The 25,408-nt window shown below is 65.4% G+C and carries 24 protein-coding genes; 6 read left to right on the top strand and 18 right to left on the bottom strand.

Annotated elements, in window-relative coordinates; translation table 11 throughout:
* Positions 1–108: 108 nt before the first annotated feature.
* The 4 genes from QQM37_RS10115 (at position 109) to QQM37_RS10130 (ending at position 5,743) form a co-directional block, all read left to right on the top strand.
* Positions 109–507, top strand: a complete 399-nt coding sequence (locus QQM37_RS10115; protein WP_285727117.1) for a VOC family protein — start codon at positions 109–111, stop codon at positions 505–507.
* A 122-nt stretch (positions 508–629) separates the two neighbouring features.
* Positions 630–1,811 (top strand): Fic family protein, encoded by a 1,182-nt coding sequence (locus tag QQM37_RS10120; protein WP_285727119.1) that lies wholly within the window; start codon positions 630–632, stop codon positions 1,809–1,811.
* A gap of 98 nt (positions 1,812–1,909) precedes the next feature.
* Positions 1,910–4,306, top strand: a complete 2,397-nt coding sequence (locus QQM37_RS10125; RefSeq protein ID WP_285727121.1) for an ATP-binding cassette domain-containing protein — start codon at positions 1,910–1,912, stop codon at positions 4,304–4,306.
* Between the two features lie 69 nt (positions 4,307–4,375).
* On the top strand, positions 4,376–5,743 hold the full coding sequence (locus QQM37_RS10130; protein WP_285727123.1) for a uracil-xanthine permease family protein: 1,368 nt from the start codon (positions 4,376–4,378) through the stop codon (positions 5,741–5,743).
* Between the two features lie 53 nt (positions 5,744–5,796).
* Here QQM37_RS10130 and QQM37_RS10135 read toward each other — a convergent pair whose 3' ends face one another.
* The 17 genes from QQM37_RS10135 to QQM37_RS10215 all read right to left on the bottom strand — a co-directional run bounded on the left by QQM37_RS10135 (position 5,797) and on the right by QQM37_RS10215 (position 22,172).
* Positions 5,797–6,483 (bottom strand): hypothetical protein, encoded by a 687-nt coding sequence (locus QQM37_RS10135; protein WP_285727125.1) that lies wholly within the window; start codon positions 6,481–6,483, stop codon positions 5,797–5,799.
* 203 nt (positions 6,484–6,686) lie between these two features.
* On the bottom strand, positions 6,687–7,826 hold the full coding sequence (locus tag QQM37_RS10140; RefSeq protein WP_285727127.1) for a glycerate kinase: 1,140 nt from the start codon (positions 7,824–7,826) through the stop codon (positions 6,687–6,689).
* A gap of 67 nt (positions 7,827–7,893) precedes the next feature.
* Entirely contained in the window at positions 7,894–8,592 is a 699-nt protein-coding gene (locus tag QQM37_RS10145; RefSeq protein ID WP_285727241.1) for a HipA domain-containing protein, read from the bottom strand.
* Positions 8,486–8,845 (bottom strand): hypothetical protein, encoded by a 360-nt coding sequence (locus QQM37_RS10150; RefSeq protein ID WP_285727128.1) that lies wholly within the window; start codon positions 8,843–8,845, stop codon positions 8,486–8,488. The genes QQM37_RS10145 and QQM37_RS10150 overlap by 107 nt, the downstream gene beginning before the upstream one ends.
* Positions 8,838–9,077 (bottom strand): helix-turn-helix domain-containing protein, encoded by a 240-nt coding sequence (locus QQM37_RS10155; protein ID WP_285727130.1) that lies wholly within the window; start codon positions 9,075–9,077, stop codon positions 8,838–8,840. The genes QQM37_RS10150 and QQM37_RS10155 overlap by 8 nt, the downstream gene beginning before the upstream one ends.
* 97 nt (positions 9,078–9,174) lie before the next feature.
* Positions 9,175–9,540 (bottom strand): hypothetical protein, encoded by a 366-nt coding sequence (locus QQM37_RS10160; protein ID WP_285727132.1) that lies wholly within the window; start codon positions 9,538–9,540, stop codon positions 9,175–9,177.
* A 107-nt stretch (positions 9,541–9,647) separates the two neighbouring features.
* Positions 9,648–10,259 carry a pentapeptide repeat-containing protein gene (locus QQM37_RS10165; RefSeq protein WP_285727134.1) on the bottom strand — a complete coding sequence of 204 codons (612 nt, stop codon included), beginning with the start codon at positions 10,257–10,259 and terminating at the stop codon, positions 9,648–9,650.
* Positions 10,256–11,161 carry a glycerophosphodiester phosphodiesterase family protein gene (locus QQM37_RS10170; protein WP_285727136.1) on the bottom strand — a complete coding sequence of 302 codons (906 nt, stop codon included), beginning with the start codon at positions 11,159–11,161 and terminating at the stop codon, positions 10,256–10,258. The genes QQM37_RS10165 and QQM37_RS10170 overlap by 4 nt, the downstream gene beginning before the upstream one ends.
* Positions 11,158–11,973: an HAD family hydrolase gene (locus QQM37_RS10175; RefSeq protein ID WP_285727138.1), complete on the bottom strand. Its 816-nt coding sequence runs from the start codon at positions 11,971–11,973 to the stop codon at positions 11,158–11,160. The genes QQM37_RS10170 and QQM37_RS10175 overlap by 4 nt, the downstream gene beginning before the upstream one ends.
* Positions 11,974–12,378: 405 nt before the next feature.
* On the bottom strand, positions 12,379–12,912 hold the full coding sequence (locus QQM37_RS10180; protein ID WP_285727139.1) for a YbhB/YbcL family Raf kinase inhibitor-like protein: 534 nt from the start codon (positions 12,910–12,912) through the stop codon (positions 12,379–12,381).
* A 61-nt stretch (positions 12,913–12,973) separates the two neighbouring features.
* Entirely contained in the window at positions 12,974–13,903 is a 930-nt protein-coding gene (locus QQM37_RS10185; protein WP_285727141.1) for a carbohydrate kinase family protein, read from the bottom strand.
* Between the two features lie 87 nt (positions 13,904–13,990).
* Positions 13,991–14,791 carry a sugar phosphate isomerase/epimerase family protein gene (locus QQM37_RS10190; protein ID WP_285727143.1) on the bottom strand — a complete coding sequence of 267 codons (801 nt, stop codon included), beginning with the start codon at positions 14,789–14,791 and terminating at the stop codon, positions 13,991–13,993.
* Entirely contained in the window at positions 14,791–16,296 is a 1,506-nt protein-coding gene (locus QQM37_RS10195) for an alpha-L-fucosidase (RefSeq protein ID WP_285727145.1), read from the bottom strand. The genes QQM37_RS10190 and QQM37_RS10195 overlap by 1 nt, the downstream gene beginning before the upstream one ends.
* Positions 16,293–18,437: a DUF2264 domain-containing protein gene (locus tag QQM37_RS10200; protein ID WP_285727147.1), complete on the bottom strand. Its 2,145-nt coding sequence runs from the start codon at positions 18,435–18,437 to the stop codon at positions 16,293–16,295. Before QQM37_RS10200 ends, QQM37_RS10195 begins: the two co-directional genes overlap by 4 nt.
* 74 nt (positions 18,438–18,511) lie before the next feature.
* Entirely contained in the window at positions 18,512–20,164 is a 1,653-nt protein-coding gene (locus tag QQM37_RS10205) for an extracellular solute-binding protein (protein WP_285727148.1), read from the bottom strand.
* A gap of 63 nt (positions 20,165–20,227) precedes the next feature.
* A complete protein-coding gene (locus QQM37_RS10210; RefSeq protein ID WP_285727150.1) occupies positions 20,228–21,088 on the bottom strand; it encodes a carbohydrate ABC transporter permease in 861 nt (286 codons plus the stop codon).
* Positions 21,089–21,128: 40 nt separating this feature from the next.
* A complete protein-coding gene (locus tag QQM37_RS10215; RefSeq protein ID WP_285727152.1) occupies positions 21,129–22,172 on the bottom strand; it encodes an ABC transporter permease in 1,044 nt (347 codons plus the stop codon).
* 327 nt (positions 22,173–22,499) lie between these two features.
* Here QQM37_RS10215 and QQM37_RS10220 point away from each other — a divergent pair, with 327 nt between their 5' ends.
* Positions 22,500–23,510, top strand: a complete 1,011-nt coding sequence (locus QQM37_RS10220) for a hydroxyacid dehydrogenase (protein ID WP_285727154.1) — start codon at positions 22,500–22,502, stop codon at positions 23,508–23,510.
* Positions 23,511–23,517: 7 nt separating this feature from the next.
* Positions 23,518–24,624, top strand: coding sequence for a LacI family DNA-binding transcriptional regulator (locus QQM37_RS10225; protein WP_285727155.1), 1,107 nt, complete (start codon positions 23,518–23,520; stop codon positions 24,622–24,624).
* Between the two features lie 44 nt (positions 24,625–24,668).
* On the opposite strand, the gene QQM37_RS10230 is transcribed toward QQM37_RS10225, so the two are convergent.
* Entirely contained in the window at positions 24,669–25,400 is a 732-nt protein-coding gene (locus QQM37_RS10230) for a glutamine amidotransferase (protein ID WP_285727157.1), read from the bottom strand.
* Positions 25,401–25,408: the final 8 nt, after the last annotated feature.

Genomic DNA, 25,408 nt, shown 5'->3' on the forward strand with positions numbered 1-25,408 from the left:
TTGCAGGGTGCTGGACACATACACCCTGCAACACTGCACACTGAATCAACGCATCTGGTTCCGGTGCTCCTCTAGCCAGGGCGCGGCATCGCTGCTTGACTGGAACCCATGGCACATCCTTTGGTCTATCTTCATTTCCCCGGCACGGCGCGGGCCGCTCTGGAGTTCTACCAGAACGTATTCGGCGGCGAGCTGCAGCTCTACACCTTCAGCGATTTCAGCCGCGACGACGGCCCCGGTGAGGCGATTGCCCACGGCGTACTCTCCGGCACGGTTGAACTCGCCGGAGCAGATGTGGCGGGTGACGAACAGCCGGTGAAAACCGAGGGCCTCATGCTCTCCCTGCTTGGCACTGCGGAACCCGAAGTTCTTCACCGATGGTTCGAACAGCTGGCGGCCGATGGCGAGGCAGTAGATCCTCTTCAGATCCGCCCCTGGGGCGGTACGGACGGGCAGGTCGTGGACCGCTTCGGGCTGCGCTGGCTGATCGGATATGAGCCGGAGTAGGCCACGGGCCGCCAGGGAAACCGCGCAGAAGAAATCTCAATAGCCATGGCTTTATTTAGATTTCTGCCATAAAGTATAAATAAAGATCAGATTATTGAGACTTGTCGAGGCTGCGGGGACATATGGCAGAAAGCTGGCCGTCGCACGGCAGCACTACCCTGCCGTGGAGGTCCTCCGGCCACCCGCCGCGGGAGGACCGGGAGTTCACCAGCGTCACAGTGTCTCCACCTCCGTTGATCGCCGGGACGCCCTATTACCCCAGCCAGGAAACCGTCCTTGCATTGGAGCAAGCGGCAGCCGCCATTGCCTCCCTGGATGTCATGGCAGGAACGCGGATGGCCGCCATCAGCGGATTCCTCCTGCGCAGCGAAGCCGTCTCGTCCTCCAAAATCGAACACGTCAATGCTCAGCGAGATGACTATGCCAGAGCGCTGACCGGGCTCAAGGCCAGCTCCAGCGCGCGTTCCATGGTTGCCGCGGCAGATGCCGTTCAGTCCATGATTGAAGCCGCAGGCCAGACTGGAGAGATTCGATGGGCCGATCTGCTTGCCGCCCATCAGACCCTCATGAGGGACGATCCCGTAGATAGCCACTATGCGGGCAGGCTGCGCGATGTTCAGAACTGGATCGGCGGGAGCGACTATTCACCACGAGGCGCCATCCACGTTCCGCCACCGCCCGCACTACTGCCGGATCTCATCGCGGACCTGATGGAGTTCTGCGGCCGCTCAGATCTTCCGGTGATGGCCCAGGCAGCGATCGCCCATGCGCAGTTCGAATCCATCCATCCGTTCACCGACGGAAACGGCCGCATCGGTCGTGCATTGATCGGCGCTGTTTCGAGACGCCGAGGCCTCACCGAGACTACTGTCACACCGATTGCAACCGCAATGCTCGCCGACGTCGACCGTTATTTCGCACTACTCAATGACTACCGCGACGGGAACGTCGACCCCTTCGTGCTCTATCTGACGCAATCCGCCACCCGAGCGGCCCACGCGGCGCGTGCTTCGGTGATCGCGCTGGATGCCCTGCCTGAGATGTGGCGGGACCAAGCGAGGCCTCGCAAAGGGTCGGCAGACGAGAAGATTATCCCCTGGCTGCTGGAACGACCAGTTTTTGAGGCGCACAGCGCGGCCCAGGCAGCAGGGGTTGCGGAAAGCTCGGTATACGGAGCGCTCGAACGGCTGAGTGCCACCGGGGTGATCACTCAGGTTGGCCAGTCCCAACGGCACCGCGCATGGGCTGCGACCGAAGTTCTCGACGAAGTTGATCGACTCGCAGCACGGCTCGCCACCCCCTAAGGCCAGGAGCCAGCACTGAGCAGTTTTCGAGAAACCCCGCTCACCGACGGCGCCTAAACTGGACCGTAGACATTGATCGCGGGATTCGAGGAGACACGATGACGGACGCCCCCGAGCTGGACGAGCGGCCACCGCATGTGGCGGACAGTCACGACGTGATCCGGGTGCGAGGCGCGCGGGAGAACAATCTCAAGGACGTCAGCATCGACCTGCCCAAGCGTCGACTCACGGTCTTCACTGGCGTCTCCGGCTCTGGTAAGAGCTCGCTGGTCTTCGGCACCATCGCTGCGGAATCCCAGCGCATGATCAATGAGACCTACAGTGCTTTCGTTCAGGGCTTCATGCCCGCGCAGCCCCGCCCGGACGTCGATGTCCTGGAGGGGCTGACCACCGCGATCATCGTGGACCAGGAGCGAATGGGCGCCAACTCGCGCTCCACCGTCGGCACCGCCACCGACGTCAATGCCATGCTGCGGATCATCTTCAGCCGCCTCGGCCAGCCGCATATCGGCTCTCCGCAGGCCTTCTCCTTCAACGTCGCCTCGATCAGCGGTGCTGGCGCGGTCACGGTTGAAAAGGCGGGAAAGACCGTCAAGGAACGACGCAGCTTCTCGATCACGGGAGGTATGTGCCCGCGCTGTGAGGGTATGGGCTCGGTGAACGACATTGACCTGGCCCAGCTCTACGACGATTCGAAGTCGCTCAACGAGGGCGCCCTGACCATCCCCGGCTACACGCCCGGCGGCTGGAACTACCGCCTCTACTCCTCCTCCGGATTCGTCAACCCAGCCACCCCGATCCGCGACTACACCGAACAGGAGCGCCAGGATTTCCTCTACCGGGAGGCCACCCGGATGAAGATCGAAGGCATCAATATGACCTACGAAGGTCTGGTGCCGCGCATCCAGAAGTCCATGCTCTCCAAGGACGTGGAAAGCATGCAGCCGCATATCCGTGCCTTCGTGGAACGCGCCGTCACCTTCACCACCTGCCCGGAGTGTGGTGGCAGCCGGCTCAGCGAAGCGGCGCGCTCCTCCACCATCAACGGCACCAGCATCGCCGACGCCTGCCGGATGCAGATCAGTGATCTGGCGCTCTGGGTCCGCACGCTGGACGAGCCCTCCGTGGCGCCGCTGGTGACAGTCCTGAGCGAGACCCTCGATTCTTTCGTGGAGATCGGCCTGGGCTACCTCAGCCTGGACCGTCCCTCCGGCACCCTCTCCGGTGGCGAGGCCCAGCGAACTAAAATGATCCGGCACCTGGGATCCTCCCTGACCGACGTCACCTACGTCTTCGATGAGCCGACCGTGGGCCTGCACCCACACGACATCGAACGCATGAACAAGCTCCTGTTGCAGCTGCGGGACAAGGGCAACACCGTCCTGGTGGTGGAGCATAAGCCGGAGGCGATGGTGATCGCCGACCATGTGGTGGACCTGGGCCCGGGCGCAGGAACCGGTGGCGGGCAGGTCATGTACCAGGGCACCGTGGAGGGCCTGCGCGGCACGGACACGCTCACCGGGCGGCATCTCGACGACCGCGCCACCCTCAAATCGAGCGTGCGGAAGCCCTCAGGTCAGCTGGAGGTGCGCGGTGCCTCCACCCATAATCTCCGCGACGTCGATGTCGACATCCCACTGGGCGTGCTGGTGGTCGTGACCGGGGTGGCAGGCTCCGGCAAGAGCTCACTGATCCACGGTTCAGTGGCCCCGCGCCAGGGCGTGGTGACCATCGATCAGGGCGCCATCAAGGGTTCACGCCGCAGCAACCCCGCCACCTACACCGGCCTGCTCGACCCGATCCGCAAGGCCTTCGCCAAGATCAACGGCGTCAAGCCAGCCTTGTTCAGCGCCAACTCGGAGGGCGCCTGCCCCAACTGCAACGGCGCGGGCGTGATCTACACCGATCTGGGCGTCATGGCCAGTGTGGAAAGCCCGTGTGAGGTCTGCGAGGGCAAACGGTTCCAGGCTGAGGTGCTCGAGTACCACCTGGGCGGCAAGGACATCAGCGAAGTACTCGCGATGCCGGTGGACGAGGCGAAGGAATTCTTCGCCACCGGAGAGGCGAAAATCCCGGCAGCACACGCCATTCTGCTCCGACTCTCCGACGTGGGGCTTGGCTACCTGAGCCTGGGCCAGCCGCTGAGCACGCTCTCCGGCGGCGAGCGCCAGCGGCTCAAGCTGGCCACCCATCTGGGCGAAAAGGGCGGCATCTACATTCTGGATGAGCCGACCACTGGCCTGCATCTGGCCGATGTCGAGAACCTCCTGGGCCTGCTGGACCGGCTGGTCGACTCGGGGAAGTCGGTCATCGTCGTCGAACATCATCAGGCAGTGATGGCCCATGCCGACTGGATCATCGACCTCGGCCCCGGCGCTGGGCACGATGGCGGCACGGTCGTCTTCGAGGGCACGCCGGCAGATCTGGTGGCCGGGGCGTCCGCTGGTGAGGGAACCCTGACCGGGCGGCATCTCGCGGCCTACGTTGGCGACTAAAATACTCGCTGAGCATCCCGCCATCGCACGGTACTGCGACCTGCTACCTGCCACGACCTCAGGAGACCCATGCCAGCCACCGGCCCCTCCGGCGAAAGCCGCACTCCTTCGACGATTTTCCGGTGGACTGATCTCCGCTGGACCGTCCATGGCGATGGCAAGTCCATCCGGCCGGGCGAGGTGGTGGCGCCGGGTGAACGGCTCAGCTGGCCGCGGACCATCGGCATCGGCCTTCAGCACGTGGTGGCGATGTTCGGTGCCACCTTCCTGGTGCCACTGCTCACCGGGATGCCGCCGGCCACCACCTTGTTTTTCTCCGGCATCGGCACTCTGCTCTTCCTGATTCTCACGGCCGGTCGCATCCCCTCCTACCTGGGTTCCTCTTTCGCATTCATTGCACCGATTGCGGCGGCGCAGGCGGGTGCCGGTGGTGGCGCGGCCGGGGTCGCGACGGCGCTCGGCGGCGTGGTGATGGCTGGGGTGGCCCTGTTTGTGGTGGGACTGGTGGTGCAGTGGCTGGGTGCGGGCTGGATCAACCGGCTGATGCCGCCGGCGGTGACCGGCACCATCGTGGCGCTGATTGGGCTGAATCTCGCCCCGGCCGCCAAGAACAACTTCGACAAGGCTCCACTGACCGCGCTGGTCACCCTGGTAGCGATCATCCTGGTCACCGTGCTGTTCCGCGGCATCCTGGGCCGACTGTCCATCCTGGTGGGCGTCATCGTGGGCTACCTGGTCGCCATACTCCAGGGGCAGGTGGATTTCAGCACCATCGATGCTCAGCCGTGGATCGGGCTGCCGCAGTTCCAGACCCCGGTGTTCAGTGTTGCCGTGGCGGGGCTCTTCATCCCGGTGGTGCTGGTGCTGGTGGCGGAGAACGTGGGCCACGTGAAGTCGGTGGCGCTGATGACGGGCAGCAATCTGGACCCGCTGGCGGGGCGGGCGCTGATGGCGGACGGGCTGGCCACCACGCTGGCGGGCCTGGGCGGCGGCTCCGGAACCACCACCTACGCGGAGAACATCGGCGTGATGGCCGCTACCCGGGTGTATTCGACGGCGGCGTACTGGGTGGCGGCACTCGCTGCCCTGCTACTGAGCTTCTCACCGAAATTCGGTGCGCTCATCGCGACGGTTCCGGCCGGTGTGCTGGGTGGCGCGGGCACTATGCTCTACGGCATGATCGGCGTGCTGGGCGTGCGGATCTGGGTTCAGAACAAGGTGAATTTCGGGAACTCGGTCAATCTGACCACGGCCGCCGTGGCGCTGATCATCGGCATCGCGAACTACACCTGGACCGTGGGGAACATTGAGTTCGCGGGCATCGCCCTGGGCACCGCGGCCGCCCTGGTGATCTACCACGGCATGAACGCCCTGGCGAAGCTCCGTGGCACGGATGGTGCTGGCGCGTCTGCGGAGGCCGCTGCCGCATCAGAGTGACTCTTGCTAGTGGGTGCCACCCCGGGGGGGTGACACCCACTAGCGCGTCGGTCCTACAGCCCACCGCCTCCACTGAGTTGCGTCTGTCCGGTGACCTGAACCGTCACCGTGTCAGTGGCGCAGCCGTTGTTGTAAGAAATTGGGATCGTGTACGTATTGGTGTTCTGGCCCTGATACGCGGACGAGCCGTTCGCGGCAAAGCCTGGATAGGCGGCGATCGCCTGATTGATGGCCGTATTCTGCAGATCCGATTCCTGCTGTGACACCGAGGGCTTGCCCGCGTCCGTAGTGGCACTGAAGTCCAGGAAGGTCCGGCCGTTCTCCACCGTCCAGTGCAGGCCGGTGGGTGTATCGGTAAGCGCCGGGATGGTCACCGACACATTGATGGACTGAAAGGTCCCAGAGGAGGCGGAGTAGAGCTGCTCGGTGATCTGGCGCGTTCCCGTGACGGAATGCCCGGACGGAACAGTAGCTGGCAGAACGCCGCTCGCACCCTGTACCTGTTGTGCCCAGGCGGCCGGGACTTCAATTCGGCCGTCATACGGGGTGGTCGCATTCGGCGCAGCGATGGTCGTGGTGGGCGTGCAACCTGCAGCAGGTGCAGCCTGAGCCACTCCGGTGCCAGCACCCATCAGAGTCAGGGCTGTCAGAGCGGTCACCAGGGCGCCGCGCGTCATGAAGGCACGGGCTGGCCGGTGGTGCCGGGAATCGATGGCGCGGAGGGTGGTGGAGTTGGTCATGGGGTCCTCGCTTCAGCTCGTTTCTGGCTGACATCCAACGATCCCGTCCCCACGCAGTATTCGACCGCACCCACCTGACAAATCGCTGCAGGTTCCGTGGGACTTCTCTGGGAACGAGCTGTGCGAAAGTGCGGGTCCCTCGCATGGGCCCACAGCGGCGAGGGGCCCCGGATGAGCTTGCGAATCCGGGGAGCCGCTGGGGACTAGCTGCCGTTGAGCGCTTCTGCCGTGGCGGCGGCCAGGTATTTGGCCGGTTCCGCCATCGCGGCCTCAGCGCTGCGGGCCACCTCCGCTGCGGATGCTGCCGCGACGACGCCCAGCGCCGCAAGTTCCTCATAATCAACCGAGAGCTGCCCGGCCACCAGGACCACCGGAATCCCCGCCTTCTGGGCAGCCCGGGCCACCCCGACCGGCGTTTTCCCGGCCAACGACTGGGAGTCCACGCTGCCTTCGCCGGTTACCACTAGATCCGCCTCAGCAATCCTGGCGTCCAGGCCGACCAGCTCGGCCACCAGGGCTACTCCGGATTCGAGCTTTGCTCCGGCGAGTGCCACCCACGATGCCGGGAAGCCACCGGCCGCCCCAGCCCCGGGAAGATTCGGGTCCACTCCGGTCGCTTCCCGCAACAATGAGGCCAGGTGCCGCAACCCGGCATCCAGGCGCTCCACGCCATCGGCATCGGCGCCCTTCTGCGGACCGAAAACATGGGCCGCACCCAGCGGCCCGTACAGCGGATTGTCCACGTCCACCGCCACCCGGATGCGGGTCGTGGCCAGCCGCGGGTCCAGCTCCGAGGCGTCCAGCACCGCGATATCCACCAGATTCCCACCGCCGAGTGGCACCAACGCACCGTGGCGGTCGAGCAGCTTGAGCCCCAGCGCCCGCAGCGCTCCGGTGCCGCCATCGCTCATCGCGGAGCCGCCCAGGCCCAGGATGATCTCGGTGGCACCGGCATCGAGCGCGGCGGCGATCAGCTGACCGCAGCCGTAGCTGTGGGCGCGCAGCGCATTCTCCGGAGTGCGCTCGGCCAGCAGATAGCCACTGGCCTGAGCCGTTTCGATGACGGCCGTGACCGGCGCTTCCGCGGACAGACCGCCCGATGCCGGACTGAGCGCCCAGGCGGCCGCGGTGGGCTTGAGAATCGGCCCGACCACGGCGTTGATCCGCTCGTCAAAACCGGCGGCGACGGCCGCTTCCACGGTGCCCTCACCGCCGTCAGCCATGGGCAGGGTGGTGATCACCGCCTCAGGGTAGACCCGCAGGACTCCTTCAGAAATCGCGGCGGCGGCCTCAGCGGCCGTCAGGGTACCTTTGAATTTGTCCGGGGCAATCAGTACGCGCATTCACCCATCCTGTCAGGTCACCCGGCAGTGGGGCGATCGCCGCTGGAATGTTGAGGGTCCACGCAGTTCAGTCTCCGATGGCGCGTCCCGCGAGAAGGTTAGTGGTGAACCTCTCGATGTCAGACTGCACGCCGGGATACGCATGCTCGTGCGGCACTTCATGCCGTACGGCCTCCAGGGTCTGCCCGAGAGTTTCGATGGTGATCCTGGCTGCATTCTCAACTCTGCATGCGCGCCCTTCCGCTACGAGATGCTCCAGAGTGATGTCCGCATGACGGTATTCGCCTCCCACGGACATGGCCAGCTCGCCGTCGTTGGGCCGGTGGGCCTGCGGGACCACATCGTAAGCAGGGGCGAGCGATGGCGCACCCTCAAGTGGGTGCAGTAACGAAAGGTTTTTGGCGTGGAGATCCAGATTGCCGGGCGCCGCAGAGAGAACCACCAGGCGAAACATTCGCGCAGTAGACTCACGGTCGCTCACCTCATGCAGCATGCCTGCGATCCGTTCGGTACTGACTTTTCCGCTGATCCGCTGGTATTTTTCGTTCCCGACTGCGCCCAGTGCCTGGTTGAAGTCTTCCTGATGGATGCGCCCCTCCGGCGCCTCGGAGGAGCGGTCGTATCGTTCGATGACTACGGCAGGGACGCCGTCGAACTCTTCAATCCAGGTGCTGAAAGAACTGAGCCCAACAGCGCGTGCGATCCGAGCGCCGTATTCTTCGTCGTAGATCCCGGTAGGGTCTTCCGGAGACCCCGGCGTAAGGATGTGGGTTGATGGCCAGCCGTCGATCACCCGGTTCCATCCGGACGCGGTGCGCCAGCACAATCTTGTCCTGCACGCCCGCCAGTGACGTTTTGCCGCCGATGGGTTTGTTGCCCAGCGGGTATTCCTGAACGTCTCTGAGCATCCCGGCGACTCCGGCTATTGTCACCGGCTCAATGCTGACGTCGAAGGTACGCCAGTTCCCGGCAATCCGTGCGATCCGCGTTCCGTAGAACTCCGCTACCAGTTCAGTCATGGTCCACTTCAGAGCTGATGGTGGCGCTGAGTTCCATGCCGGTTTCTTTCATGAAGGCGAACAGGCTGTCCATCATGATGGAAGGTTTGCCCGCCTCAAGTTCCCAGACGTAGCGCTGAGTGGTCCCGAGCCGCTGGGCAAGCTCACGCTGGCTGAGCCCGGAAATGAGCCGCGCCTGTTGCAGGATGCGACCAAGTGATGCCGGTCCGGTGACTCGTCCGGTGTAGGCCATAGCCCCTCATTCCGATGACTCCGATATCAACATCAACCGCTTTGACTCCGATATAGGAGTCAACTCCGATGGTGGGTCCTCGGCAGCGCAGCGCGATTTAGGAGTGCGGTTGACCCAGAGCCGTCCAGATCACAAAGAACTCGATGAGCAACACGACGGCAGCGATCGGAAAACTGAACGTAGGCAGCAGCACCCAGACGAGGGGGCGCACCTTCCGGACGAGGAGGATGATCCCCCACCACGTGGCCGCGATCAGAAGACCCACACCAAAGACCTGAAGGAGTACAGCCGGCAAGAACAGCCAGGCCTGACGCGCATTCACCGGTTGCAGCGCACCCCAGGTCCAGCCAAGCACCGCAAGAATGTTGAGCGCGAGTGCAATCACCATCATCCAGAAGGCAACCCGAGGGCCCCGGAACACGATGACCGTTTGTCGCGCAGGAATCGACTCGATAGCTGGCATGCCCGAACCTCCAGATCCGCAGTGAATACCGCCGCCGTCAAACAGGCGCCACACCAACAATACATCCAGACGCTGCAGTTATTAAGGGCCGCTGCGGGTCACCCCGCTCAGTCCCGGATGTCCAGACCCAGATTCCCGGCAATCACGATGGCCTGCTGCAAATCCACGATGGCGCCGCGGATCTGGCTATCCTCCGGCACCAGAGAAGTCAGGATTGAGCCACGCAGATCCGCGCCACTGAAGTCCGCACGCACCAGCGAGGCATTGCCCAGGTCACAGTCGCGCAGTGTTGCTCCCGCGCATCGGGCGCCACTGAGGTCCGCTTCCGCCAGGCGCACCCCAGCGAACGTCGCGGAACCGAGTTCTGCCCGGGACAGACCCACGAAAGACCAGTTGCCGCCGGTGACCTTGAGCAGATCAAAGCGGCAGGCATCGAAGACGCTGCCCATGAACTTGCAGCGCTCCAAGGAGGCGTCGAAGAAGTTGCAGCCCACGAAGGTGCAGTTGGTGAAGGCGCTATCGGTGAAGCTGGCGGCGTTGAACTTGGCGTTCCGGAACGTGCAGTCCTCAAACACCACGCCGGTGCCGCTGGCTTCGGTGAGGTCCAGATCCACAAAGCTGACCGCACTGAAGGCCTGCTCAGACAGGTCGTGGGTGTACCAGTCCTCGGAATACTGGGTGCTGGTGGTGTCCGGTCGGCCGCCGGGGCGCTGCGTCATTGTCCATCCTCAGAGTCGTTGGCGAGGCCTCGCTCAGGCCCACCGATCCAATAGTGCCGCTCCCGCATCACCTGGGCCAGCACATCCGCCCGGTCCGTCATCACGCCGTCGACTCCGAGGTCGAAGAGCCGGTGCATCCGCTCCGCCTCATTGATGGTCCAGACATGCACCTTCAGGCCCAGCCGATGCGCCCGATGCACGGAGCGTCGGGTGACCAGCCGCAACGGACCGGAGCGCTCCGGAAGTTGCAGGCAGTCGATCTCCCCCAGCTGCCGTCGCAGCCAGGCCCGCAGTTTCGGGCCAATTTTTGCTCCAGACAGCGGGCCGACGCACCACGGGCTGAGTAATGCGAACAGGATGATCGACCGCTTCCCTGCGGACTGTGCCACTCTCTCGGCGGCGCTGGGCGGGAGCAGGGCCATGGTGGCGCGGCGGCGTTCGTCGGAAAACGACGCCAGGCACAGCCGGTCCTGGAGGGCAGTGCGGACGATGACGTCGGCGAGCGGCCCGACGGCGGCCGGGTCCTTCACATCCAGGTTGAATCGCGCCTGCGGCAACGCGGTGACGAGCTGTTCGATGCTCAGGATCGGCTCCGTCCCCCCGATACGGAACTGCTCCAGCTCCGCCAGGTTGTAGTCGGCGATCCGGCCTGAGCCGTCCGTGGTGCGATCCAGAGTCTCATCGTGGAAGGCGACCGGGACGCCATCCCGCGTGGCCCAGACATCGGTCTCCAGATGCGTGAAGCCCAGCGCCGTTGCGTCCCGAAAGGCGCGCAACGAATTCTCCCTGGCGGTACCCTCGGGGCTGAAGCCCCGGTGAGCGAAGGCGAGCGGCACCGCCGAATCCAGGCAGGGTTTGGCCGGAGATTTGGACGGAGACGCAGCCGAATCGGCGAGATTCACGTGGTCAACGCACCCAGTAGTTCCTCGAGCACCTGAGCCACGCCGTCCTCGGCCAGGGCCGGCGCACGCAATGCCGTTGCCGCCTGGGCCGCCGGGTGACCGCTCGCCATGGCGTATCCCCGCCCTGCCCAGCTCAGCATCTCCACGTCATTGGGCATGTCTCCGAAGGCGATCACCTCAGTGGCGTCAATGTGGCGGGAGGCCGCGTATTCGCTGAGGGTTGCGGCCTTGTTCACGCCCACCCGGGAGAGCTCCAGCAGAGCCATTCCCGGTGCGGAATGCGTCGCATCAGCCCAGCGGGCGACGACGGGACGCACCACGGCCAGGAAGGCATCGGCATCGTGGTGGTCCATTCGCGCCAGGAATTTGAGCACCCGATGCCCGTTCTCCTCCTGCAGCGAGTCCTCCAGTGGCGCCGGGGTCAGCTGGAGCAACGCAGGTGAGGACTCCTCGTGGAGGAACTCCGGCTCCAGGAAAAGCCCGTCAATGGTCTCTGCGGCAAAGCTGGCACCGGGAGCCACCTGACGAATCGCTGCCTTGGCGGCCAGCACATCGCCCACGGAGAGACACTTGGTGCTCACCACCGATTCACCGGCCAGATCATAGACCAGGGCACCGTTGGAGCAGATCACCCGGCCCAGATGACCGACCTGCCGACGCAACGGATCCAGCCAGCGGGGCGGGCGCCCGGTGACGAAAACCACCTCAATCCCGGCGGCCTCTGCTGCGCGAAAGGCCTGGACCGTGCGGGCGCTGATCAGGCCCTCATGGTCCAGGATGGTCCCGTCGATATCGCTGGCGATCAACTTCATGGCTTCAGGCTATCCCCCACGCGCCCGAGGGCCCCGCTGGGAGCCACGCGCGGTGGGAGTGCGTGGGGGGGCCCACGCGCCCGAGGGCCCCGCGGCGCGGCACGAGCTGTGGGTGGGCGTGGGTGGCCCCACGCGCCCGAGGGCCCCGCGGCGCGGCACGAGCTGTGGGTGGGCGTGGGTGGCCCCACGCGCCCGAGGGCCCCGCGGCGCGGCACGAGCTGTGGGTGGGCGTGGGTGGCCCCACGCGCCCGAGGGCCCCGCGGCGCGGCACGAGCTGTGGGTGGGCGTGGGTGGCCCCACGCGCCCGAGGGCCCCGCGGCGCGGCACGAGCTGTGGGTGGGCGTGGGTGGCCCCACGCGCCCGAGGGCCCCGCTGCGAGGCACGAGCTGTGGGAGGGCGTGGGGACTAGCTCTGTTCATAGAGGCCGGTGATCCGGGCGCGGGCCAGACCGTGGAAGGCCAGGTTGAAGCCCAGCACGGCCGGGGAGCTGCCCTCCGGGATGTCCAGCGACTCCACATCCACCGCATGCACCACCACCATGTACCGGTGCGGCCCATGCCCCGCGGGCGGCGCTGCACCCACATAGCGCGCCAGGCCGGCATCGTTGGCCAGGGTGACAGCGCCCTCCGGCAGCAAAGCGGACGATGCCGCCCCGGCGTCGGCCGCGAGTTGGGTCACCGAGGCGGGAAGGTTGAACACAGCCCAGTGCCAGTAGCCGCTGGCCGTGGGAGCATCCGGATCGAAGACCGTCACGGCAAAGCTTTTGGTCTCCGCAGGGAAGCCCGACCAGCTCAACTGAGGAGACTCGTCCGCCCCGCCGGCGCCGAGGATTCCCGAGGCCTGAGCCAGGGGCAGCGTCTGCCCGTCCTGGAACGTCTTGCTGCTCAGGTCGAAGCTGGGCAGCGCTGGAAGATCTGCATAAGGATCGTAAGACACCATGGTTTCATCCTCTCTCGCAGGCACGCCCGCGTCGAGCCAGCCCAGTCGAGCCGGTGAACAGTCAGCCCTGAGCCAGCTCCGCCCGGCTGGGCGGGTTCGCACCGGGGCGGGAAACGGTGATCGCTGCCGCCCGGGCCGCGAAGTGAAGAATCTGCTCCAGCTCCTCCACGCTCAGGGCGTGCAGTCTGGTACGGCGCGATTCGCCATCGAGCTCCCGATCCACCAGCGCCCCGAGCAGAGCCGCCATAAAGGAATCCCCGGCCCCCACGGTGTCCGCCACCTGCACGGGCGGGACGGCAGCGGTGGCGGTACCCGCCGCCACCACACCCCAGGGTCCGCCGCCACCACGGGTCACGACGACGATGGCGGGTCCCGCCTTCCGGTCCTGCGGCGCGCCCAGCCAGGCACGGGCGGCATCGAGCGGATCCTGATCCGGGTACAGCCACAGCAAGTCTTCATCGGAGGCCTTCACCACATCGGCGATGGCCACGAAGGCTTCCGCCTGCTTGCGGGCATAGTCGACGTCGGTGATGATGCTGGGGCGGCAATTGGGGTCATAGCTGATGGTCGCGTGCGGGCGGGCACGCAGGGCTGCGTCGTAGACCACGGCCGCACCGGGCTGGAGCATGGTGGCGATCGATCCGGTGTGCAGCAAGGTGGTGGTCGCAAGGAGCTCATCCGCCACCGGGGCAAGCTCCCAGGCGAGCTGGAAGTCATAGCTGGCTGCGCCATCGGCATCGAGCGTGGCCCGGGCCACCGAGGTAGGCAGGGCATCCGGACCCTCCGGCAGCACTACCGAGTTGCCGTGCAGGTGCGCTGAAATCAGTTCCCCGTAGGCGTCCGAACCCCAGCGGCCCACGAACTGCACGGGGTGGCCCAGCCGTGCCAGACCAACGGCGACATTGAGCGGGCTGCCCCCCACATGCGGAACCGGCGCACCGCCCGGACTGACTACTTCATCGATCAGGGCTTCACCCAGCACGGTCAACATGTGCCCAGCTTAACTGGTGTTAGTCGAATTCCGGGGTGTGGGTCTCCATGTTGCAGGCCGCCGCCCAGACGCTGCGGACGTGCGCCGTCAGCTGATCGGAAGGCCGAGGCCCACCAGCGCGGACAGGGCCTCCTCCACGGGAGGCAGTTCGGGGTGCCAGGCACGCTCCCACTCCAGCGAATACCAGCCATCCGGCCCCGCGAGCTCCACCAGCGTCTGCAAGGGAATGTCGCCCCGTCCTGGCAGTGTCAGTTCGCCGCCCACCCGGGCATCCTTGAGCTGCACATAGGCCAGCCAGGGCAGCAGCGCCTCGGCCGTGCGCTCCACCGGCTCCCCGGCATTCCAGGGGTGTTTGGCATCCCAGATGGCCCGCACACCATGGCCCGGGCGCACCGCTTCCAGCAGCTCCAGCGCCCGTGCCACATCCGCTCCGGTCCGGTAGCGATCGTGCGTTTCCAGCAGGATGCGAACGCCGCTGCCCGCGACGGCGGCATCCAGCCCGGCCAGCCCGGCCACCAGTTCGGCATCGGTCTGCTCGTCCGTGAGGTCGGTGAAGCTGCCGCCGGAGAAGACCCGGATGCCGGTAGCGCCGAGGTCCACGGCCAGCCCGAGGAGTTCACTGATCTGCCGGTCCTGTGGCTGGTCGGTCTCCTGGAGCTCGTTGACCCGAATATAGCTGCTGAGCGTCAGAACCTGTACACCGGCCTCCGCAAGGCGGGAGCGCAGTTCCACGCGCTCGGCACGGCTGAGCCCGGGGTGGGCCAGCTGGCCCTCACCCACTCGGAGCTCAACGCCGGATACCCGGTGCTGCGGCACGTTTTCCGCGGCAGCAATGACCTGGTCAAGGGAGTACCCGGGCGCACCCAGAGTGGAGTAAGCGAGAGGCATTAGTTCACCATATCCGGGTTCGGCTCTTTCCAGTCACCCTCGTCTGGACTCCCACCAGCCGTCACATGTGGCGACTTATCCGGCCCCGAACCCGCACGATCTGACGGCGGGTGGGAGTGATGGCGGGATCCAGCGGCCTCAAGGCGCAGGGTGGTCAGCGCGAACACCAACGGGCCGTCGCGGTACGCGGAGCCAAGGCAGGAACCCAGATCGAGTTCCGCGATGCCCGGCTCCACCTCTTTGCGGCGGAATCCGGTTCCGGCCTCAGCCAGGGGCCAGCACTCCTCCAGCACCGTCCCTGCGGGCAGCATGAGGCGAATCCGCCCGGACGCCGGGATTTTGGTCACCAGGGCGTAGACCCGGCTCTGGTCGGAATCCCCACCCCCAGGAGACCCAACGTCCAGCGGCGAGGTGTAGTACCCCCAGCCCGGGTAGCTCCACGCCTCGGCCACGCCGCAGCCGTAGATCGCCTCGCCGTTTTCCGTCAGCCAGCGGCCTATCGCCTGACCGACCCGCAGCTCATTCGCAGCCAGTGTCCCATCCCCGCGGGGCCCGAAATTGATCAGCAGATTGCCGCCCAGGGAGGTGCAGTGCGCCAGCATGTCCACCAGATCCCACGGGTGTTTGACGGTCTCCGCTGCCCAGGCTCCACGGTGGAATCCCCAGGTGGCCTGCGGAATCGTCATGCAGGCCTCCCAGTCGGTCGCAGTGACCCTGCGATCCCACGGATCCGGCAGCCGCCGCTCGTAGCCGCTTTCATAGTCACCCATCAGCACACCGTTCGAATCACGATGCCGGGCGCCGAGGTCATCGGCACGCAACCGGCTGCTCACAATGGCTCCGGGCAGCAGCTCCTTGAGCCGCTGCTCCACGTGCAGCGTCCACGCCCCGTTGGCCTTGACCGACTCGTCCCAGGTCCCGTCGAACCAGAAGCCTTTCACCCCGGGGTACCGGGTGGCCAGTTCCTCCAGCTGGCCCAGAGCAAAGGCGAGGTAGCGGTCAAAGGCCGCGGCGTCATCGTCCGTGTCCAGCCGGTACCGCCAGTCCGGGTGATGCCAGTCCAGCACCGAGTAGTAGAGGTAGACGTCGATGCCCTCCGCCTGGTAGGCCGCCACCAGTTCCCCGAGTGCGTCGCGGCCAAAGGGCGTGTTCCCCACATGGAAGTCGGTCAGCTCGCTGGGCCAGAGGCAGAACCCCTCGTGGTGCTTGGTGGTGAACGTGGCGTAGCGCATGCCCATGGTGCGGGCCTGCCCGGCCCACTGTGCGGCATCGAAGTTCTCCGCCAGAAACTGCCCGGCCAGCTGCGCCCACTCGGCTTCGGGAACTGTGGCCGTCTGGCTGAGGAACTCTGCGGCGAAAGGGTAGGAGCGTCCCTCCCAGAGGCCACCGGGCAGCGCGTAGAGCCCCCAGTGGATGAACTGGCCCAGTCGATGGCTCCGGAAGCGGCGCATGGCCTCGTCCTGGCGGGGTTTGGCGCTCTGGGCGCCGTACTGCAGCTCGATCACGGTGTGGTTCCTCCGGTCGGAAAGGGCTCGGCAGGGAAGGGCTTGATGGCGCCGTCCCAGGGCAGGAAGGTCGCCAGATCCACAGAACCGGAAGCCTCGGCGGGCTCCGCAGCCTCAGCTGGCCCGGCCTGTTCATCGAGCCAGCGCCACTGCACCCGGGTTCCCTGCACGCTGAGCTCCACCAGCTCCGCCGGATTCAGTGCCTCCTCCCGGACGGCCCGCAAGGTGTGCAGGGCCACGTACACTTGCGGTTCCGCGGCGCCCTCCGCTGTGAGGTAGGGCGTGGCGGAGTATTCGCCCAGCGCGTGACAGCCGGTGTAGTTCCGGGTTGCAGCGGCCTGCCAGCCGTGCAGGCCGAACACGCTCGCTTCCAACGTCGCCGGCTGCCTCCACCCCCCTGGCTGCCCTGAGAACGCCTGGCGCACGATGCCGCCGGGCACCGCGGCGTCCGCCGTCACCTCTTCGATCAGCGGCTGGTCCGCGGGAAGCGCAAAGCCGCCCTCACGGATCGTATAGCCCGCCCCTCCGTGGACCAGGTGGCAGCGCAGTTCGTGGGCGCCGTGCGTCACCGAGACGGTGAGCACCGCTGTACCCGGCAGAATCGCCCCCGCTAGCTGCGGCAGGTACGCGGAACCGCTGATCGGGCCGTCCACGCGCTGGGCCCTGATGCCGCACCGGCGGCTGGCCCGCCCCTCAGCATCGACCAGCGCCAGGTGGCCATCGATATTCTCCTGCCAGGCCATCCCGGTTCCTGGGCCGGTGTGCGAGGAGTAGGCGAATTTGGCGTAGTGCGGATCATCCGGATCCGCCCCGGATTCCACCGGCAGCCAGCAGTGATCGCTGCCATGGTTGCTCAGCCGGACGATGCCGTCGGCCCGGCTCAGGTTCCAGCCCACCGTGGCCAGCGCTCGGCTGGCCACAGGAGGAGTGGTCACAGGTGCGCTGTCCAGCGGCACAGTCCAGACGGCGTGATCGGCTGGCAGCGCCAGGCCCAGGAAACCGATACCGGCCAGATACGGTGAGCCGAATCCGCTGTAGCTCTGTGTGGAATCCTCGTGACTTCCCCACCAGCCCAGGCTCAGTGGTTGCCCGATGCCAACGCCGCGGGAGGCGAAGGCGGAGAGCACCGAGGAAGTCAGCAGCCGGGTCTGCGCCGGGCTGGCACTGTTGACCCCGGAGAGCTCAGCACACCAGAGCGCAGCGAGCATAGCCGTGCGGTAGGTCAGCGAGCGCCCCACATAGAGCGGTGAGCCGTCATCGGCCACAAAATCCCGGAATCCCTGGGAAAATTCACCCAGACGCTCCAGATGCCGGCGCGCCTGAGGGGTGTCTGACTGACCCGTGAACTGGTACCAGGCCCAGAGATACGGATGGATCGCCCAGGCGTTGTAGTAGTCAAAGGCATGATCCGGGCCGTCGGTGTACCAGCCGTCACCGGCATACCAGCCCTCCACCCGGGCCACCTGCTCCGCTCCGCGGAGCCCGCGGGTATCTTCACCGACCAGACGCAGAAAAGCCTCTGCCATGGCCGGGAACAACTGCCAGTTGTTCTGCCAGACCTCGCACTGCGCGTGATGCCGTAGCCAGGCAGCCACCTGGGATTTCTCTCCCGGCGTCAGTGGGTCCCAGAGCTGCTCCCGCGCCACTCCGAGGCTGAAGGCGATATTGGCGGCCTCCACAATGGAGTTGGTCACCCCCGCGAGCGGCGTCCGGCAGGACACGCCCAGCGGCCAGGCCTCGGGCCCGGGGGTTCCGCCGGTCCTGGCCAAGATCCCGGAGGTGCCATTGACCAGGGCCGTGCGGTACCACGCCGCCAGCTCGGCCGCACCGGCAGCCTCCCGGGCGGTTGCGCCCGGCCGGAAGGCTCCGACCAGGCGTGGCGCCACCATCAGGAGGCTGCGGCCGATGCTTTCCATACCCTCGCGCCGGACGCCATCGCGCGTGACCCGCCCGGGGAGGACCGGCAGCGCGTGGCCGGGGCTGGCATGCTCACGGATGGGCCGCAGCCATTCGTCCGCCACCCTCCACCAATGCTCCCGGGTCCAGGCGGTGGGCGGATCCAGTCTGAGCTTCTCCAGAGAACGTTCCGGAGAACCTCCCGGAGAAAGAGTGCGCTCAGCGCTGGCGGGGGTGGTGCTCATGAATATCTGCATGCTTCCTGTGTGGGGTGCCGTGCGGAATCCGGTGCGAAGATGTGGCGGAGGATGCCGACGGACTACTTCTTGGAGTCGGCCAGCGCCTTTTCGTATTCAGCCCGGATCTTGTCGCCTCCGGCCTGCTTCCACTTGTCCACGGCGGCCTTGAAGTCGGTCATCGGCTGACGCCCGGCGATGATGCCCTTTACGGTATCGGTGACGGCCTTGGAAAGTACAGAGCCCTGAGCGGCATCCGCGGGGCTGAACAGGTACTGGCAGGGGTTCGGCACCGCGGAGGGAATCAGCGTCTCGTAGGTCTTGTGCATGATGTCCACAAAGTCCTTGCCCGCCGGGTCGTATACCGCCTGCTGCGGGGCCGCGAGGTACTTCCACGGCACCCCGGTGTGCTGCTGGGCTGTGGGTGTGGCCTGGGGGTTGCCCGTGGAATCCAGGGTGTAATCGCTGCCCTCGGTGCCGTAGTTGAGCAGCAGGTACTCTTCACTGCCGAAGGGTGAGGCCAGGAAGTTGGCCAGGGTCAGGATGTCCTTGACCTTGGCGTCATCGGCCTTCTTGATCATGGTGGTGCCGACCACCACATTGTCGATCCAAGCCTGGCCCTTGCCGCCGGTTGCACCGAAGGGAATGAACGGCATCGCCTTGTAGCTGGGGTTACCCTTGGGCAGGGACCGCGTGTAGCCGCTGCCACCCAGGTAGGCGGGCAGGCCGTCGTAGATGATGGCGACTTTGCCGCTGGTGAAGGCGTTGACCATCTGGCTCTTGGTCCAGCCATCGGAGCCGGGCGCATACAGCCCGTCCTTGTAGAGCTTCGTGGCGTATTCCAGGGTGGCCTGGTATTCGTCGGTTTCGAAGTCCTTGGTGAGCTTGCCACCACTTTCCCGCCACACGTACGGGGTCTTGAAGATGTGGTGCAGTGTGGGCAGGCCAAAGCCGGTGCTGCCCAGGGCCCACTGGTTCTTGTCCGGCTTGGTCAGGGCCTTCAGGACAGTGTAGAAGTCATCCTTGTCCTTGATGTCCGCCGTGTTGCTGACGCCCGCCTGCTGGAGCAGGGTGGCATTGTAGAAACCGGAGCCGCCGGTCAGACCACGAGGAATCGGCAGGAAATAGATCTTCCCCGCCGTGACGCAGGCCTTCCAGTACACCTCAGGGATGGCCGCGAGATTGGGGTAGGCGGAGATCTTGTCGCCGCCCAGGAACGGCGTCAGATCAGCACATTTGGCCTGAACGAAACTCACAATGTCCGGGATTGCGGCGCCGTCGTTGAACATCATGTCCGGCAGATCCCCACCGGCAATCTGGGTGTTGAGCTTGGTGCCGTAGTCGTCGCTGGACACGGCGGTGATGTTGACGGTAGCGCCCAGGCGCTTCTCCACTTCCTGCCAGGCCGGGTTGCTGTCCCGTGGATTCGACACCGCGCCGAAGAGCAGGGTCATCACAGTGAACTTCTGCCCGCTCAACGGCGGCGTTGGCACAGCCTTGAACGGCTTGGGGTAGCTGTAGAAAGCAGCCGGGACGCCATCGGCGGTGCCCGCGATATCCGGCTTGAAGTCCTTGAGCGCGGTGTACTTGGGCAGGTTGACCGAGTTCACATTGCTGGGCGCGTCGGGCGTGCGCTGACCGCAACCGGTCAGCGCTGTGGTGCCGATCAGCAGGGTGCTGAGTCCGGCCAGGCCCAGGAATGCGCGCCTGCTGGTGGTGCTGGAAGTGCCGGTCATGATGTCTCCTTTGGAAGGCCGGAACGGAGTGGGCAAACAAGAGATGGGTGGAACGGGAACGATTCAGCCTTTGACTGCGCCGGTGAGGACGCCCTTGGTGAAGTAGCGCTGAAGGAAGGGGAAGGCTGCGGCAATCGGCACCAGGCTGATCACCACGACGGCCATCTGGATCGCCTGCGTGGGTGCGGTGATTTCCGAGGTATTGGTGGAATCGGCCAGGGGCTGGCCGAGGAGGGCGTACTGACGCAGAATCATCGGCAGCGGCCACTGATCCGAGTTCAGGTAGAGCATGGCGTTGAAGAAGGCGTTCCAGTACCCCACCGCATAGAACAGCCCGATGACGGCCAGCACCGCTTTGGACAGCGGCAGCACCACCTTGACCAGGATGCCAAAGTCTCCCAGACCATCCAGTCGGGCGGCTTCGAGCAATTCCTGAGGCAGGCTCTGGAAGAAGGAGCGGATCACGATGAGGTTGAAGGCGGAGAGCAACACCGGCAGGATCAGCGCAGCGTAGTTGTTCAGCAGGCCCAGCTGCTTGATCATCAGGAAGTTCGGAATGATGCCGGCGCTGAACAGCATGGTGAACAGGGCTGCGGTCAGGAAGAAGCGCCCGCCCACCAGATCCCGGCGGGTCAGTCCGTAGGCCATGCCCACGGTGACCGCCAGTGAGGCCAGGGTTCCGATCACGGTGATCAGCAGCGAGCGCACCAGGGCACTGGTGACGACGCCGCCGGAGAAGATGGTCTGGTAGGCCTCCAGCGTGGGCTTCATCGGAATCAGGACGAAGCCGTTATTGGCGGCGATCTCCGGCTGGCTCGAGAGGCTGGTGCCCAGAACGGCCAGCATCGGGTAGAGGGTCAGGAAGCAGATCAGCGCGATCAGTAGCACCTTCAACGCCAGGGTGACCGGATGCGGTTTTTCCATCCAGACGGGCCGGCTACCGCGATCCCTGCTCCGCGGGATGCTATCGCTTGGACTTGTCACTGGAGTAGATCCCTTCCTGACCGAAGATGTGGGCGAGCTTGTTGGAGCCGAGTACCAGGGCCAGGCCGATGACGCCCTTGATCAGGCCCGCGGCGGCGGAGACGCCCCACTGACCGCCCTGGATGCCATGGAAGTAGACGTAGGTGTCCAGCACTTCACCGGATTGCGGTCCTACGTTGTCCCGTTGCAGCAGCACCTGTTCGAAGCCCACCGACAGAATCGAGCCCAGGTTGAGGATCAGTAGCAGCACGATGGTCGGCAGAATGCCCGGGAGCGTGATGTGGAAGAGCCGATGCCGGGCATTGGCGCCGTCCACGGCCGCAGCTTCATAGAGTTCCTGGTCGATATTGGCGATGGCGGCCAGGAAGATGATCGTGCCCCAGCCCGAGTCCTTCCAGATGCTCTGCAGGGTGATCAGGAAGGGGAAGAACGCCGGATCGTTCATGGCGTTGAAGCCCGGCAGGCCGATTGCCTGCAGGAGGTGGGTCAGCGCTCCACCTGCACCGACCATTTCGGAGAACAGAACCACGATGATGACCCAGCCGATGAAGTGCGGCAGGTAGATGACGTTCTGGATGAACTTGCGCAGCCGTCTGGACATGATGCTGTTCAGGAACAGGGCCAGGAAGATGGGCACCGGGAAGAAGAGGACCAACTGCACCGTGGTGATCACCAGGGTATTGCGGAAGGCCTGCCAGAAGGCGCCATCACCGAGCAGGGAGACGAAGTTGTCCAGACCGATCCAGGCACTGTCGATGAAGCCCAGGTATGGCTTGTAATCGAGGAAGGCGATGATATTGCCCAGCAGCGGAATGTAATGAAAGATCACGAAATACGCGAAGCCCGGCAGAATCAGCGCGAGCATCACCTTGTCCCGCTTGATACGAGCCCAGAGGCTGCGCTTGCGATAGACCGGCACGACGTCGGAGGTGGTGCCGGATGCGGATCGCGTCATCGTGCTCACAGCTGCATCCCCGGGCAGCGGCAGGCCCTCGCCGACACTGAACTGATGTCCATCTCTCATCTCCTCGGAAGCCGGGGCAGCGGCCGCCGTCTACGCCTGCACTGAAGGGTAAACCACTAGTAAGCGGTTTCTATCTCTGCTCAGTATGCAAGGCACCTCATGTGATGTCAACAACATCTTCACGGCATTCTTCAGGTTCTTTCCTTGATAAATCGGTACTCTTTCTCACTTGCTTTCCCTGCTCGGCAATGATTTGCTGTAGCAAGCGCTTTCTTTTTGGGCAGACGTGGCGACCATCGATCACGCGATCGGCCCCCATCGCCGTTAAATCGCCGTTAAGCTGTCAAGTACCGTCAAGGAGCAAGAGTGAACGCTCAGGATCGACCCGTGCGAAAGTTGCCCAGCGCTTTCTGCATGAAGGCGGACACTCTGGACATGCTTTTCACCCCCCAGGAACTCGCTGCACTCAAGGATCTGGTGGACCTGCGTTTCAGCACCCCGCTGGAGACCTTCACTCAGGCCAGCCCGGCGGAACTCGCCTCACTGGAAATGCTCATCACCGGCTGGGGTGCCCCCGCGCTGGACCAGCCGGCGCTGGACCTCATGCCGAACCTTCGCTACGTGGTGCACACAGCCGGGACGGTGAAGACGTTCATCGATGATCTGGCCTTCGCGCGGGGAATCGAGGTTTCCTCAGCCGCTGCCGCCAACGCCGTTCCGGTGGCGGAATACACACTGGCCTGCATCATTTTCGGCCTCAAGCGGGCCACCCGGTTTGCTGCGCGCCTCCGCTCCACCGAATCCAGCGCACCCTTCCGCGATCTCGATGGCGTACCTCCTGTGGGGACCCATCGGGTCGTCATCGGACTGGTGGGCGCTTCCCAAGTGGGCCGACGCGTCGTCGCCCTGCTGAAGAATCTGGACGTCCAGATCCTGGTCTACGACCCCTACCTCACCGATCATGATGCTGAGGCCCTCGGCGTGGAGCGGGTCGGGTTACTGGAACTGTGCGCGCGTTCCGCCGTGGTCAGCCTGCATGCGCCAGCCAGCCCCGCCACGTATCGGATGATCGGCTCCGAACAGTTGTCTGCGATGGCGAACGGCACCGTCCTGGTCAACACGGCTCGCGGCTCGCTGGTGGACACGGTGGCGCTGACCGCGGAGCTGCTGGCCGGACGACTGGACGCCTTCCTGGATGTCACGGACCCGGAGCCCCTGCCACGAACCTCACCGCTCTTCGAGCTGCCCAATGTATTCCTCACCCCGCATATCGCCGGGGCCTTGGGCAATGAGGTGGAGCGCCTGGGCCGGCAGGCTTTCTCCGAGGTGGAACGCATTATGGCGGGGTTGCCGCTGCAGTACCCCGTCGTCGCCGATGATCTCTCACGGATTGCATAATGACACCATGACTCAGTCACTCCCAGGCAGCCCGCTCGCCGAGCGAAAGCCCACGACTGCAACCATCGCCGACGTTGCCCGTGAGGCAGGGGTGTCGGTGGCCACCGTTTCCCGCACACTGAGCGCCAACTACCCCGTGGCCGGTGCCACCAGGCTCAAGGTGCTCGACGCCGTCGAGCGTCTGGGCTACATCGCGAATGCCCACGCCCGCGCCCTGGCGGGTGCCACCACCCGCACCGTCGGCATCGTGATCGCCGATGTCGCCGACCCCTTCTTCGCCTATGTGGCGCGTGGCGTGGAACGGCAGGCCAGCGCAGAAGGCCGGATGTGCCTGATCATGGCGACCCATGGGGACCGCGACCGTGAACTGGCCATTGTGGACCTGCTGCGCGAGCAGCGTGCCGATGCCGTCATCCTGGTCGGTGGAGCCTCCGACAATCCCGGCTACCGCAAGAAGATGGCAGCCCGGGCACGGGCACTGGCGGAGAGCGGCTCCGTCCTGGTGCTCTGCGGGAGGCCCTCGTTGGGGGATGACGTTCCCACCGTCTCCGTCACCTACGACAATTCCGGCGGAGCCTTCGCTCTGACCGATCATCTGATCTCCCAGGGGCACCGGCGCATCCTGTACCTGGGTGGCCCCACCGGGCTTTCCACCGCTGCAGCCCGCTTTGACGGCTTCCAGCGGGCTCTGGAGGCCCGGGGGGTGACACTGGATCCAGCATTGGTGCACCAGGGCGAATTCGGCAGACCCTTCGGATACCGACGCATGAAAGAGGTCCTCGCTGCGCAGCTGGACTTCACGGCAGTATTCGGGGCCAACGACCGCGTCGCCGTGGGCGCGCTGGATGCCATGACAGAGGCGGGACTGAGTGTTCCTGACGATATCTCGCTGGTCGGCTATGACAATATTCCGGTCTCCACCGAGGTGCGCCCGCGGCTCACCACGGTCAACGTCCCCCTGGAGGAGCTGGGCCGTGAAGCCGTCCGGGCAGCCCTGAACGCCAGCCGCGGTGAATCAGAACTGCGCGAATCAGGGATGGGCGGCACCGTTCTGGGCACCCATCTGATCCTCCGGGACTCTGTCCGGGCCATCGACTCGCGCGCTGAGTGGTGACGTCACGCCCCTTGACGGCGGGTTGAGGGGCGTGACGTCACCACTCAGCGCGCGTACCGGTTCACAAAATTGCGCAGAATGCCTTGCGGCGCTTCGACGTGGGAAGCCTGTGCTGCGGCACGGACCCGTTCGACATCCCCGGCCGGGAAATATCCGGCGTGCTGATAGGTGTCCACCCGGAGCAGTAACCCGGCCAGGTCCAGCTCGGGGTGAAACTGGGTGGCGTAGAGATTCTCCCGGAGCCGGAACATCTGCACCGGGCAACTCTGCGAGGAGGCGAGCAATGCCGCACCCGGAGGCAGCGCGGAACATGCCTCCTTATGACCCACAAAGGCCTCGAAGCGCTCCGGCAGGCCTCGCAACAGTGGGTCCAGGACGCCATCGGCCGTCAGCGTGACCTCGACGGCACTGATCGGCTCGCCGTACTGCCGGTCGATCGCGCCGCCCTGATGCCTGCCCAGCGTGCCCACACCGTAGCAGGCGCCCAGAAAAGGAAAATCGCACACGACGACGATGTCCAGCAGAGCGGCCAGCTCCGCCTCGACCCGCAGTTGGGTGGCGGATTTCAGAGCCGGGTCATCCGAGGCGTTGAAGGGGCTGCCTCCGAGGATGATCCCGGAGAAGTCCTCAAGGACGAGCTCCGGAAGCGGCTCCTGGTCGAGGCGATGCCAGCGAAATGCTGCATCGTCCAGGCCCGCGTAATGCGCGAAGGCGGCGGCTTCCGAATCGGCCACCTCGTGCTCGGCGCGAGTGGACAGGAACAGAAAAGGCTTCACGAGGGGAA

Origin of the sequence: Psychromicrobium xiongbiense (assembly GCF_030271165.1) — a bacterium.
GTDB lineage: Bacteria > Actinomycetota > Actinomycetes > Actinomycetales > Micrococcaceae > Renibacterium > Renibacterium xiongbiense.